The sequence below is a fragment of the Shewanella sp. BJSY2023SW007 genome, from assembly GCF_047314525.1.
Lineage (GTDB): Bacteria > Pseudomonadota > Gammaproteobacteria > Enterobacterales > Shewanellaceae > Shewanella > Shewanella chilikensis.
Genome location: NZ_JBKORL010000113.1, coordinates 292 through 12,668 on the forward strand (window position 1 = coordinate 292; position 12,377 = coordinate 12,668).

At 55.7% G+C, this 12,377-nt stretch carries 11 protein-coding genes and 1 pseudogene; 4 read left to right on the forward strand and 8 right to left on the reverse strand.

The features are described 5' to 3' along the window. Positions 1–327, forward strand: a pseudogene (locus ACMHXE_RS19720) (IS4 family transposase); the annotation flags it as partial. A 245-nt stretch (positions 328–572) separates the two neighbouring features. Here the strand turns inward: ACMHXE_RS19720 and ACMHXE_RS19725 are convergent. Further along, positions 573–1,940: an ATP-binding protein gene (locus ACMHXE_RS19725; RefSeq protein ID WP_226565237.1), complete on the reverse strand. Its 1,368-nt coding sequence runs from the start codon at positions 1,938–1,940 to the stop codon at positions 573–575. Then, positions 1,940–2,626 (reverse strand): response regulator, encoded by a 687-nt coding sequence (locus tag ACMHXE_RS19730; protein ID WP_039034710.1) that lies wholly within the window; start codon positions 2,624–2,626, stop codon positions 1,940–1,942. The genes ACMHXE_RS19725 and ACMHXE_RS19730 overlap by 1 nt, the downstream gene beginning before the upstream one ends. Before the next feature lie 208 nt (positions 2,627–2,834). Between ACMHXE_RS19730 and ACMHXE_RS19735 the strand changes: the two genes are divergently transcribed. The 3 genes from ACMHXE_RS19735 to ACMHXE_RS19745 are packed head-to-tail and all read left to right on the forward strand — an operon-like array spanning position 2,835 to position 4,612. Then, entirely contained in the window at positions 2,835–3,353 is a 519-nt protein-coding gene (locus tag ACMHXE_RS19735; RefSeq protein ID WP_224867102.1) for a Spy/CpxP family protein refolding chaperone, read from the forward strand. 45 nt (positions 3,354–3,398) lie between these two features. Then, a complete protein-coding gene (locus ACMHXE_RS19740; RefSeq protein WP_039034709.1) occupies positions 3,399–4,268 on the forward strand; it encodes a cation diffusion facilitator family transporter in 870 nt (289 codons plus the stop codon). Between the two features lie 11 nt (positions 4,269–4,279). Further along, positions 4,280–4,612 carry a hypothetical protein gene (locus ACMHXE_RS19745; protein ID WP_234555663.1) on the forward strand — a complete coding sequence of 111 codons (333 nt, stop codon included), beginning with the start codon at positions 4,280–4,282 and terminating at the stop codon, positions 4,610–4,612. A 51-nt stretch (positions 4,613–4,663) separates the two neighbouring features. Here the strand turns inward: ACMHXE_RS19745 and glnG are convergent, their stop codons facing one another. The 6 genes from glnG to ACMHXE_RS19775 form a co-directional block, all read right to left on the reverse strand. Beyond that, entirely contained in the window at positions 4,664–6,067 is a 1,404-nt protein-coding gene (gene glnG / locus ACMHXE_RS19750) for a nitrogen regulation protein NR(I) (RefSeq protein ID WP_413733162.1), read from the reverse strand. Positions 6,068–6,083: 16 nt separating this feature from the next. Continuing rightward, positions 6,084–7,142, reverse strand: a complete 1,059-nt coding sequence (gene glnL / locus ACMHXE_RS19755) for a nitrogen regulation protein NR(II) (RefSeq protein ID WP_226565243.1) — start codon at positions 7,140–7,142, stop codon at positions 6,084–6,086. A gap of 115 nt (positions 7,143–7,257) precedes the next feature. Further along, a complete protein-coding gene (locus ACMHXE_RS19760) occupies positions 7,258–7,803 on the reverse strand; it encodes a DUF4124 domain-containing protein (protein ID WP_226565246.1) in 546 nt (181 codons plus the stop codon). Positions 7,804–7,874: 71 nt separating this feature from the next. Further along, positions 7,875–9,032 carry an iron-containing alcohol dehydrogenase gene (locus ACMHXE_RS19765; RefSeq protein WP_413733164.1) on the reverse strand — a complete coding sequence of 386 codons (1,158 nt, stop codon included), beginning with the start codon at positions 9,030–9,032 and terminating at the stop codon, positions 7,875–7,877. A 12-nt stretch (positions 9,033–9,044) separates the two neighbouring features. Continuing rightward, the gene (locus ACMHXE_RS19770; RefSeq protein ID WP_413733166.1) at positions 9,045–11,024 is read right to left on the reverse strand and encodes an FUSC family protein; all 1,980 of its coding nucleotides are present in this window, start codon (positions 11,022–11,024) and stop codon (positions 9,045–9,047) included. A 106-nt stretch (positions 11,025–11,130) separates the two neighbouring features. Next, on the reverse strand, positions 11,131–12,363 hold the full coding sequence (locus tag ACMHXE_RS19775) for a cyanate transporter (RefSeq protein ID WP_412501447.1): 1,233 nt from the start codon (positions 12,361–12,363) through the stop codon (positions 11,131–11,133). Positions 12,364–12,377: the final 14 nt, after the last annotated feature.

Sequence of the window (12,377 nt, forward strand, 5' to 3'; positions counted from 1 at the left end):
CCAGAGCTGGTTATCCAAGAATTGTGGGGGGTACTGTTGGCCTATAACCTCATCAGATACAAGATGGTGTTGATGGCTAAAAGCTTACCGTCGTTACATCCGAACCAATTAAGCTTTAGAGATGCGTCGAGTTATATCATTTTTAAACTGACTCAGCTGTCATCTCAAACGCCTGGGAATGTCCCGAGAGATGTCTTGGACATAGTGCGTAATGCGAGGCAGTTCAAGCTTGATGGGAAACGGGATAGAGCCTATCCACGTGCGTTAAAAATGAGTAAAAACAAGTATCCCATTAAGCCTAAGAAAAATGCCGTTCACACTAAGTGAACGGCATTATGCTTTGTGCCATCTCTTTCATAAGAGATGCTTTAGCGGGGACGCAGTGCTTCACCTTGCGAGGAAGTGTTGCGACTGGCTTTTCTGGGGTGATTATGGGCTAATACTTCGTATTTGGGGCCCCCAAATACGAAGTATCTGCAGAGATGGATGTTTATTGGTTATGCAGTCACATATCAACATGCTTGAGCAAAATGTATGCCGCTAATCCTCTTTGGAAGATGAGCCTGAAGGTCTCAGGCGCGTGGCAAATGGATGACGACCTCGAGTCCACCTTGAACGCGATTGCTTGCCAGAATATGGCCGCCGTGGGCTTGTACTGCGGCATCGGCAATGGCCAGCCCCAGACCCCAACCGCCACTCTCTCTTTCTCTGGCTGAATGTGGTCGATAGAAGGGCTTGAAAATAGCCTCCAACTCAGATTCCTCAATACCCGGGCCGTCGTCAGTAATGCTTATCTCTACCCATGGCCCCTTGGTCTCGGCGCAGATATTTACCTGGGTATGGCAGTAGCGGATAGCGTTGCGTAGCAGGTTTTCAATCGCCCGCGACAGCGGCCTTGGGTAGATGGGCAACTCCAGTTCTTCCGGTATCAGGATGCAGAGCTCTTTTTGTTGCTGTTCGGCTTCAAATTCGGCATCGTCCAGTACCTGGCTCAATGATTCGGCCAAGCCTACTTTCAGTTTGTTGTCCTGTGCCTTGAGTTTCACCCGGGAAAGTTCCAGCAGCTCGGCAATCATTTTTTCCAGTTGGTCGGCCTCATAGGCGATACGTTCGGCTTCATCTCCGGCCATACCCTTCTTGCGCGCCAGAGCCAGTGCCAATTGCAGTCTGGTCAACGGAGTTCGCAGCTCATGGGAGATGTCGCTTATCAGTCGCTGCTGATTATTGACCATGGTTTCGATGGCGGCCGCCATGCTGTTAAAGGCCTGGGCCAGTTCGCCGATTTCGTCGTGGCGTCCGGCTGTGGCATCGTCGACCCGGCTGTTCAATTGTCCCAGCGCCAGGGCGTTGGCACTCTGTTTCAACGAACGCAGCGGCTTGCCCAGGTGCCAGGCCAACAAACCACAGAGCAACCCTGAAAGCAGAATCGCCAGCGACAATGTCAGTAACTTGTGTTCAATAAAGAAAAAGAACCAGGGCATGGGGTGGTGATCCGGCAACCGGCCATAAAGGGCGTAGGGGGTGCCGTTAACCTTAAAATCGAATGGGCCGAATATCAGTTCATCGCGAAACTGGTGTGAAATCGGCGCGTTGGCTTCCTCTGCCATCAACATAAAGCGGCGCATGCCTTTGGATACTCTATGAGTGTTGATTATCTGTCCCTGCTCATTGACCAGATAGATGCGAATTGGCTTGCCTTCCATGCTGCGTCTGCGCTCCCAATGGTGCAGAAAGCGGCCATTCAACTTGGCCGGTTCCTGTTGCAGCTCATCGGCGACCTGAGACAAGACCTCCCGCAGTTTAGGCGGCATTGGGGCTCTGTCATGGTTTTGCTGCAGCAGTGGCAGCATGCCAACAGCAAGAATGATCAGGCTGCTGCAGAGCCAAAAGCCCAGCAGCAGTTTGATAAAGAGGCGATTGGGCAGGGAAAATGACTTCATCAGGGGATCCAGATATAGCCTTTGCCACGTATGGTCTTGACCCTGGGACGACCATCGCTGCGTTCCGGCAGTTTCTTGCGCAGGTTGGAAAGATGCATGTCCAGGCTGCGATCAAAGGGCATCAACTTTTTGCCCAGCACGGTTTCGCTCAGCTCATCTTTACTTATTAGTTCGCCGGCCTGATTGGCCAGGGTGTAGAGCAGGCTGAACTCAGTACCGGTCAGCAACAGTAACTGTTCATTGCAATAGGCTTCCTGACGGGCAGAGTCCAGGCTGAGATCGCCTATGGTTTGAATACCGCTTTGGGGAATGTCCTGCGGGGTGATATTGGCACGGCGTATGATGGCGCGGATCCTGGCTACCAGTTCCCTGTCATTGAAAGGCTTGGGCAGATAGTCGTCTGCGCCTATCTCCAGGCCAACCACTCTGTCTATTTCATCGCCGCGGGCAGTGAGCATAAGCACGGGGGTTTGTTTCTTGCCACGCAGTTCCCTGAGCACTTCGAAGCCGTTGAGCTTGGGCAGCATCACATCCAATAGGATCAGGTCGTAATCATTGGCAATCGCCAGTTCCAGGCCGCTCTGACCATCATGGGCCAGTGTCAGCTCAAAGCCTTCCAGCTCCAGCAATTGCCCCAAGAGTTCTGCCAGGCCCAGGTCATCGTCTATCAATAAAATCCGGCTCATTTATACGCCTCACACAATTTCTCTCTGCCGAGTATACCCGCTTTTGAGTCAACTGCAGTTTAGCTGTGTAAGTCTGGGTAAAGATACGCTTCTTCAACCCGGATGACCAAGCTTTACAGTGCTTTACTCAGTTTGAACCCACACTTACACATAGAGGACTAGACTGGAAGACGTCAAATACTTCCCGACCGAGAACGAGGATATCCATATGAAGACTTCAATCAAAGCAAGTTTGCTGGCCCTGATTGCCGGCACCACTCTGATGGCTGGCGCGGCACAAGCCGGTAACGGCTACGGCGATTGCCCACACCGTGACGGCGACCGTGGTTATCATCACATGAAGGGCGAGCGCGGCTATCACCACCACATGAAAGGCGGTAAGGGCCATTTTGGCATGTATGGCCTGCGAGGTCTGGATCTGACCGACGCCCAGAAAACAGAGATCCAGGCGTTGATGGAACAACATAGAAGCAGCATGTCACGTCCTGACAAGGAAACCCGTGCAGCGCACAGAGCCGAAATGCAGGCACTGATGACCTCAGGCAACTTCGATGAAGCCAAGGCCAAGAAATTGATTGAACAGCGCCAACAAGTACGTGAGCAGCATATGTTGGATCGCATGAAGTTACACAATCAAATTTATAATTTGCTGACACCTGAACAGCAAGCGAAATTCAAAGAAGGTCCTTACCGTTGTGGTGATTGTTTCGGGCCAGCGGCAAATTAAATCTGCTACTATGGGCTCAGTGACTCCCGACCGCTGAGCCCTTGAATGACACCGACTTCCCGCTACGAGTTTTGGGTTAAATTGGCGAGCCGCGCCGCTGTGGCGACCGCGATTACCTTGATCCTGATAAAACTGGCTGCCTGGCTTTGGTCCGGGTCTGCCAGTATGTTGGCTTCCCTGACCGACTCCTTTGCCGATGCCCTGGCTTCCATAGTTAACTTTATTGCCATTCGCTATGCCTTGGTGCCTGCCGATCAGGAGCACAGGTATGGTCACGGTAAGGCTGAGCCGCTGGCGTCTTTGGCGCAATCGGCCTTTATTATGGGGACGGCATTCCTGCTGCTGTTTCACGGCGGTGAGCGCCTGGTCAATCCTATGCCTTTGACCCATGCCACTCTAGGTATTGTGGTATCCATCATCGCTATGGTGCTGACCTTGGCCTTGGTATTACTGCAAAAACGGGCCTTGGCGGCCACCAAGAGCACAGTGGTCGAAGCCGATGCGCTGCACTATAAGTCAGATCTGTTTCTCAACGGCGCCGTGTTGTTGGCGCTGGTCTTGGCGCAATATGGCTGGTGGTGGGCCGATGGTCTGTTCGCGGTATTGATCGCCCTCTACATAGGGCAACAGGCCTGGTCGCTGGGGTATCGCTCGATTCAGGCCTTGCTCGATAGGGAACTGGATGATGAAACCCGACTGCGCATTCGGCAATTGGCTGAGCAGGATACTCAAGTGCGTGGTATTCATGACCTGCGTACCCGTCAGGCGGGCAAGACCACCTTTATTCAACTGCATCTGGAGCTGGACAAAGAGCTGAGCCTGCAACAGGCCCACGATATTGCCGTGGCCACAGGCGAGCGGATCCGCGCCGACTTTGACCATGCCGAGGTGATTATTCACCAGGATCCCGTGTAGCGGGCACTGTCATGGCATGGATGCAACAACAGAGATTGAATCTCGAAGGGAGTGAACTGCACTGTCGGTATTATCCATTAAGCAGTCGCCTGGAACTGGAATGGCTGGGGCAACGGTGCTTTTGTCAGCGCCTCTATGGTTTGCCAAGACGGCAAACCATAGTCTTGAATGGTCAAGACTACCGACTGGAGATCATTCCTTTACCGCTTTGGCGCGCCGAGTTGATTGCAGCCAATGGTTCCAGTTGGCCACTCTTGCCTGAGCGCAGACGCAGGGGACTGATCCGTTGGGGCTATTCCCTGAGTTTGGCGGCACTGCGCCTGGGCGCCAAAATCCTCTCTTAATAGCCTGCACCCTTGGGCTTATTTGGGTCATGTCCCCATCTTTATGAGGTTTCAGTCCATTGCCAGCTCTTTAAGCTTGCGGGTCAGGGTGTTGCGGCCCCATCCCAGGCGTTTGGCGGCTTCCTGTTTGTGGCCTTGGGTATGCTCCAGCGCGGTTTCCAGCAAGATGCGCTCAAACGCGGGTTGGATTTCGGTCAACAGATCGCTCTCGCCCTGTGACAGGCGCATATCCAGCCACAATTTCAGGGCGTTTTGCCAATCCTGGGACGGGCCGGCACTGCCTTGAGGTGCCTTAGGCTCCTTGAACAGCTCAGGCGGCAGATCCTGAGGGATAATTTCCTGGCCCGAGGCCATCACGGTCAACCAGCGGCAGGTATTTTCCAACTGACGCACGTTGCCGGGCCAGGGCAGTTGCTGCAGCTTGGCGGCGGTTTCCGGGGTGAGTATTTTGGCCTCTACCCCAATCTCTTTGGCGGCACTGGCTAGGAAATGGCGCGCCAGCTGCGGAATATCTTCCCGCCGCTGCGACAGCGGGGGCAGATGAACTCGAATCACATTCAGGCGGTGGAACAAGTCTTCCCTAAAGCCCCCCTTGAGTACCAGTTGTTCCAGGTTCTGGTGGGTTGCGGCAATGATCCGGACATCGACCTGCACCGGAGAGTGGCCACCGACCCGATAGAATTGACCATCGGCCAGCACCCGCAGCAGCCGGGTCTGTACGTCCAGCGGCATATCGCCTATCTCATCGAGAAACAGGGTGCCGCCATTGGCCTGTTCAAACCGGCCCTGACGCACATTGGCGGCGCCTGTGAAGGCGCCTTTCTCGTGGCCGAACAGTTCGGATTCGATCAGCTCCTTGGGGATGGCCGCCATATTGAGGGCGATAAAGGGTTTGTCTTTGCGTGGACTGTGTTTGTGCAGCGCCCCGGCAACCAACTCTTTACCCGTACCGGACTGGCCGTTGATCAGCACACTGATAGATGAGCGCGACAAACGGCCTATGGCGCGAAACACCTCCTGCATTGCGGGGGCTTCGCCTATGATCTCCGGTGCCTTGACCTGAGGCTCGGCCGCTGCAGGAACCTGCTCTGTGGCATGGTTGAGCGCCCGCTCCACCAGGGCAATCGCTTCATCTATGTCGAAGGGCTTGGGCAGATACTCGAACGCCCCGGCCTGATAGGCGCTGACGGCACTGTCGAGATCGGAATGGGCCGTCATTATGATCACCGGGATATGGGGATAATGCAGGCCGATACGTTCCAGTAGGGTCAGGCCATCGGTCCCCGGCATGCGGATATCCGAGACTATGACCTTGGGCTGGGAGATTTCCAGCGCCTGCCACAGTGACTCGGCGGCGGCAAAGCTGGCACAGCTGAGTTTGGCGCCTTGCAGTGCCCGTTCCAGCACCCAACGAATTGAACTGTCATCATCGAGGATCCAAACCTGTTCACTCATATTGTTTCCTCTCTTGTTAGCCGTTGTGGTTGTTGATCGGCAATGTCAGGCTGAACTCTGTGTGTCCCGGGGCCGAATCGCAGTCGATACGGCCGCCGTGGAGCCTGGCAATATTGTGGGCGATGGATAGCCCCAGGCCGTTGCCGTCCTTGCGGCCTGTGACCATGGGGTAAAACAGGGTATCCACCAGTTCCGGGGCGATACCCGGGCCGTTGTCTATGATTGACAGCACCAGTACCAACTTGTGTCTCTGGTTACCTATGGTGACCTGATGGGCGGTGCGGGTGCGGATCATGATATCGCCGCCCTGATGCTCCAAGGCTTGTACTGCATTTTGCACTATGTTGAGGATTGCCTGTTGCAGTTGATCTTCATCCATAGGCAAGTCCGGAATCGAGGGGTCGTAATCCTGGCGCAGATGTATCTGTTGCGGCAGGGTCACACTCACCAGACTGATCACCTTTTGCAGCACCAGATGGATATTCTGCAGCTTGTGCTGCGATGGTTTCTGCGGCCCCAGCAATCGGTCGACCAGGGCGCGCAACCTGTCGGCCTGCTCTATGATGAGTGTGGTGAACTCCTTGAGCTGCGGCTCATTAAGTTCACGTGACAACAGCTGCGCCGCGCCGCGCAGGCCCCCCAGCGGATTTTTGATCTCATGAGCCAGGTTGCGCACCAGATATTGAGCCGCCTGCTGCTGGGCATCCAGAGTCAACTGCTGGTGAATGCGCCGCTGCTGATCCACCTGTCTGAGTTCCAACAGGCTCAAGGGTTTGAGCTGTTCTCCCTGCTCCAGAGGGATCAGTGTCATATCCACAGTGTGATGCTGCCCATCCAGGCTGATGAGCTGGGCGGTATTGACCGTCAACCCCTGACGTTCCAGCACCGCGCTTTGTAGTACTCTGGGTTCAACTCCTATGGCATGCAGATGCTCTGTCAGTACCTGCTCCTGTAATCTGTGACTGGAGACGCCCAGCAACTGCTCGGCAGCGGCGTTGGCATAGCTGGGAAGCAGGTCACTGTCGATGACCAGAACGGCAGTTGCCAGATGATTGAGCAGGATATTTGTGTCCATTGAGTTTCCCATAGCAGGATTGCACCATAATGGTGCACCAATTCGGTGCAGGCCGCAAGCCAACAACTCTGTGGACTAACTCGAAAAGCAAAGTAGCTAATTTATTGAAATAACTTTAGTTACTTGGCTTTGGGCCTTTCCCGGGTGCCGGGAAGGCGGGTTGCATCAGTCCGGCTTGGTGCAGAAAAATGGTTATGGGACTACTGGATGCAAGGACTTTGCCGTTTTGTTGCACCGCCTTGAGTTGCAGCGTGTGTTCGCCGCGGTCGATGTCCTTGAGCTGGAAGAGATTGCTGCGCTGAGCGTCGCTGGAGGAGATGCCATCTATGTAGAGTTGCAGAAAATGACCCGATGCCAGCTCCGGCTCTACTTCTACCTGAACCTGAAAATCACCGGCGTTATTGCGAATGGTTTCCTCATGCTGTGGTGAAAGTATCTTCAGCGCATAACCGACCTGTTCCACTGTTATGGGATCGGGCAGAGGTTTAGGTGTTTCCAGGCTTATCTGATTCTGGGTCTTGTCGGTGAATTCCACTGCCTGGGCTTGGGGGGTGGGTTCATCGCTGTAATGCACCTTGCCATCTTTATCGACCCACTTATAGACAGTCGCCTGGGCAACCAGCGACAGCAGTGCCAGGCTGATTATCATCAGAGTGCGCATAAAGACTTCCCTTGTTATGCAGTTGTGAACTTGTTTCAGATTAGCCTGTTTATTGACAAAAATCACTGCCTTTAAAGGCTGGCCTGAAAAACCTGTCGGCTCAGCTCGAGGTCGACCCGGCCGTCTTCTCCCAGTTGGGTCAGGCCCTGGCGTTCAAGGTTTTCCAGCAGCGGCGCTATGGCCTCATGGCCTATGCCATAGTCACTGAGGTGAGTCCTGATTCCCATGGATTCAAAGAACAGCCGGGTTTGCTCTATGGCTGCATCTATGCGTTGCTCCTCGCTGCCGTCGCTGAGTTGCCAAACCCGCTCGGCATACTGCAGCAGCTTGGCGTGTTTGGCGGTCTTTCTCAGGCGCAGCATGGCCGGCAGCAGTATGGCGAGGGTCACGGCATGATCCAGGCCGTGGCGCACCGTCAGTTCGTGACCCAGTTTATGGGTCGACCAGTCTTGCGGAACACCTGTGCCGATCAGGCCGTTGAGCGCCATGGTGGCGCTGAACATGATATTGGCGCGCACCCGATAGTTTTCGGGCTCTGCCAGCGCCTTGGGGCCTTCCTCTATCAGAGTGAGCAGCAGGCCTTCGGCAAACCTGTCCTGCACCTTGGCATCGACCGGGTAAGTCAGGTACTGCTCGGTCACGTGCACAAAGGCATCCACCACACCGTTGGCAATCTGTGGTTGCGGCAGGCTGAAACTCAGTTGTGGCGCCAGTACAGAGAAGCGGGGAAACACCGAGGGATGACGAAAGGAGCGCTTGAGACCAAGAGCGCTATTGCTGATCACCGCGCAGTTATTCATCTCTGAGCCGGTGGCCGGCAGGGTCAGCACAGTACCGAGCGGCAGGGCTTGGTCAATGTGGCGACCGTCGGTTTCCAGTATCTCCCAGGGCTCTCCCTGATAGGGCGCTGCGGCGGCAATAAACTTGCCCGCATCTATGATGGAACCGCCGCCGATGGCGAGAATAAAGTCCAGCTTTTGTTGCCTTATCTGCTCTACTGCCTGCAATAGCTGGTGGTAGTCGGGGTTGGGGCTAATGCCGCCGAACTCGGCGCAGATGCGTTGACCCAATACCTGGCTGACCTGGGTCAGGGTGCCATTGCGTTTGGCGCTTTGACCGCCGTAGAGCAAGAGTACTCTGGCATCCTTGGGCACCAGAGTGTCCAGCTGCTCCAGGCTGCTACGGCCAAAGAGCAGGCGGGTTGGATTGTAAAATTCAAAATCGTACATCTTGGACTCCTGTCAGCCGTGAGTATTGCCACCCAGGGCGTAGGGGCGTTGCCAGTCGAGCCAGGCATAGAGATGGGCGATATCTTGCATTACCCAAGTGGGAATCGCTTCAGCTTGTCTTGCTGAAAGCTGCGCTGGCTCATCTGTTGAATCGGGTACTGGCCCGGACTCGGATTGATGCATCTCTGTTGCCAAGAAGCGCTGGCGAAACAGCTGGGGCCAAGCTGCCAACTGTGCCTCTGCCTGGTGCAGTGGCGGCTTTTGCTGCTGGCGCGCCACCAACACCAGGGTGCAGTGCAGCGTCAGCCCAAGCCAGAGAAAACTCTGCCAGTCCTGCAGCTCCCGCTGGCCTGTGTTGGGCTCGAGCTTCAAAAAGCCGACTTCTTGCCCCAGTTGCCTCAGCGCCGCATGGGACTGCCAGCGCAGGGCGTTGTCGGCTTTACCTGCATTGATACTGGCAAGCCAAGCCCGCTCCAGCTCGATAAAGTGGCACACATAGCTGTCGAGCCAGCGCCGGGTCCAGCTGGGAATAAACAGATGCATCGCCAGAAATGCCATCAGGGCGCCGGTAAAGGTGTCCAGCGCCCGGTAGAAGGCGATATAGGGATCGCTTGGCAACAACAGGGTGATGGCAAAAACCATCAGCATGGTGAGCCAGAACACATGAATCTCATATCTGGCCTTGTAGAAGGTGGCAAAGGCCAGAAAGGCACTCAGGCAGGTGGCCGGTAATAACCAGCTACCGGCGCCCAGATACCAGATAAGCCCCAGTGCCAACACAGAGCCGAGCACAGTGCCATAGAAGCGGCTCCAGATCCTGGCCTGCAACTGCCCGAGCGGTGCCACCATCAGCACTATGTAGGCGGTGAGCGTCACCCAATAACCCTGCGGCAGTTGCAGCAGTTCTACCACGGCCTGACAACACAGCAGAGTGAACAGAATTCTCAGGCCGTGATGCCATTCCCGCGAGTGTTTCACCAAGGCCTTGCGCCATTGACTGCGAACGCTTTGGGCATCGGAAGGCCAGATAAGCCCCAGGCGCTCACGCCAGTCGGCTGCCAGCGGCCTTTGAGGATCCAGCGCCAAGGTTAGGCGGTTGGCGGCATCCAACAGCAGAGGTTGCGGCTTGTCTCCCAAGGGCAGTGGCGTTGGCTCTGTGCCTTGCTCCCTATGGGTCTTGAGTTCGCTGGCAAAATTGGCCAAATACTGTTTTAGCGCCGGGTTGCTGCTAGGACTCTGCTGCAGGCGACCTATGCTCTCCAGGGTTTCTATCAGGATAAGATTCGACTCCAGCTGCCAAGCGATGTGTTGTACCTCGGCTTTATCCGGCATTTCCAGCAGCCAATGGGCCAGCACGGCGATGGCATCATCGAGCTGTTCCCGCAAGGCCAGACGCTGGCCGACATTGGCGGCGTCCGAGTGGCTGAGTATATTGCACCAGAAGCCGAATTTGCGCTGCACACTGGCCAGCAGCTGTTCGCCCTGACGTATCGCCATCCAGGGCCCGGCGATGACGGCGCTGATGACAGCCAACCAGCTGCCGAACAGGCTGGAGAGCAACAACATCTCCCAGTCGGTACCCGACTCCAGCAGATGCAGGCCGCAGATCAGGCAAAAGCCGGCGTTGTAGGTCAGCAGCTGAATGTACTTTCTTTGGTTGGAACTGAGGCCATATAACAGGCCTATAGCGCCGAGTACGCTGATCCCCAGCCAAGGGTGGATCAGGCTCAGCAAGGCCAGGGCGCTGCTGATACAGCAAAGGAGTGCCGACTTGCTCAACAGCCCGGCACGTTTGGGATAAGCCAGGTTGCGGCCTTGGACGCCGACCAGCCAGGCACAGATCAGGGCGTTGACGCCGCTGGCACTGTCACCGAGAAACGAAAATAGCAACAGGCCCGCCATCATGGGCAGCCCTATGCGTAAGCCTTCGGGAAGATCGGCACGATCAGGCAGCCATTGCAGCAGGCGCTGGAATAGATTGGATAGATTCACTTTATGTTGCTTAGACAGCAGAATGGCACAAGAGGGACGCCATTCTACCTCATTTGAGTCTGCTTGAGTGCCGGGCGGTTAACAATTTTCCACCCGGCAAATCGATTCAGTGGGCCAACAGGGCGAAGTGCTGACTGTGGCGCTTGGGATCAAAGCGCCAGGCAATGGCCAGCATGCCCAGAGACACAGCCGCGAGCAGCAACCAGGAAAGCGTGAAGCTGCTGGAGCTGTCCTTGAGATAACCCGCCAGCAGAGGCGACAGGGATGCCAGCAGGTAACCTATCCCCTGAACAAAGGCGGTCAGTTGTCCCGCCTGGCTGTAGTCGTCCAGGTGGTCCAAAGTGACAATCAGACTCAAGGGGAAGAGGCCACCAATGCCTATTCCCAGCAGCGCAGCCCATAACCAGGGCTGGGCCAGAGGCATCAAAGCCAGCCCGATAAAACCGCCAATCGTAGACAGGAGCAGCAGCAATAGCAGTGGCCTTCTGTCATGGCTGCGGGCCGCAAGCGTCGGCAGCAACAGGCCTGCGACCACTTCCATCAGCGTCAGAAACGCCAGCAATAGCCCTGCCTGAGTGGCTTGCCAGCCCAAGTCAATGAAGAAGGGCGCCAACCAAGCGAGCACACAGGTATAGGATGCTGTGCTCAGGCCAAAGAAAAGCCCCAGCAGCCAGGCCCTGGGAATGCGGCTAAAGCTGCCTATGCCCACATTTGGGCTAACTCCCGGTTTTCCTGAAGTCTTCTTTGCTGCTGCCTTGTTGAAGCCCAGGGGTTGCAGGCCGTGTTTGCCCCAGAACCAAAATAGCATCGCCGGCAGACTCAACAGAGCCCAGAAGGCCAGCGCCGACTGCCAATGACCAAACCTGTGTTCAAGCCAAGGGCTAATGGCTGCAGCCAGGGCCGCTCCACCCATGATGGCGGTTACGTAAATCCCCATATAACGCTCAATATGCTGGCTATAGCTGCGCTTGATCATTCCGGGCAGCAGTGCCTGAATAAGGGCGATACCTAAGCCGGCAATGATTGCGGTCAGTAGTAGCTGCAGGCCGCTGGCGGCCCAGAGCCGAGCCAGGTTGGCCAAACCAATAAGTAGCAGCGACAGTAGCAGGGTTTGGCGCTCTCCCAGTCTGGCGGCCAGCTTGGCACCGATAAACATAGCGACTCCCATGGTCATTACGGGCAGCATGGTCAGCAGTGCCAAGGAACTGTAACTGAGGGGCAAGGAAGCCCGGATAGCCTCCAGCAGTGGGCCTATGGCCGCCATACTGGGACGCAGGTTGAGGCCGAGAATAATTAAGGTCAGGATCAGCCACACAGGCTGCCATTTTGATGAGCTCATAGTCCATTTCCTTA

Coding starts and splice junctions, on each gene's coding strand:
- ACMHXE_RS19725 (WP_226565237.1), bottom strand. CDS start 1,940: ATGAAGTCATTTTCCCTGCCCAATCGCCTCTTTATCAAACTGCTGCTG.
- ACMHXE_RS19730 (WP_039034710.1), bottom strand. CDS start 2,626: ATGAGCCGGATTTTATTGATAGACGATGACCTGGGCCTGGCAGAACTC.
- ACMHXE_RS19735 (WP_224867102.1), top strand. CDS start 2,835: ATGAAGACTTCAATCAAAGCAAGTTTGCTGGCCCTGATTGCCGGCACC.
- ACMHXE_RS19740 (WP_039034709.1), top strand. CDS start 3,399: ATGACACCGACTTCCCGCTACGAGTTTTGGGTTAAATTGGCGAGCCGC.
- ACMHXE_RS19745 (WP_234555663.1), top strand. CDS start 4,280: ATGGCATGGATGCAACAACAGAGATTGAATCTCGAAGGGAGTGAACTG.
- glnG (WP_413733162.1), bottom strand. CDS start 6,067: ATGAGTGAACAGGTTTGGATCCTCGATGATGACAGTTCAATTCGTTGG.
- glnL (WP_226565243.1), bottom strand. CDS start 7,142: ATGGACACAAATATCCTGCTCAATCATCTGGCAACTGCCGTTCTGGTC.
- ACMHXE_RS19760 (WP_226565246.1), bottom strand. CDS start 7,803: ATGCGCACTCTGATGATAATCAGCCTGGCACTGCTGTCGCTGGTTGCC.
- ACMHXE_RS19765 (WP_413733164.1), bottom strand. CDS start 9,032: ATGTACGATTTTGAATTTTACAATCCAACCCGCCTGCTCTTTGGCCGT.
- ACMHXE_RS19775 (WP_412501447.1), bottom strand. CDS start 12,363: ATGAGCTCATCAAAATGGCAGCCTGTGTGGCTGATCCTGACCTTAATT.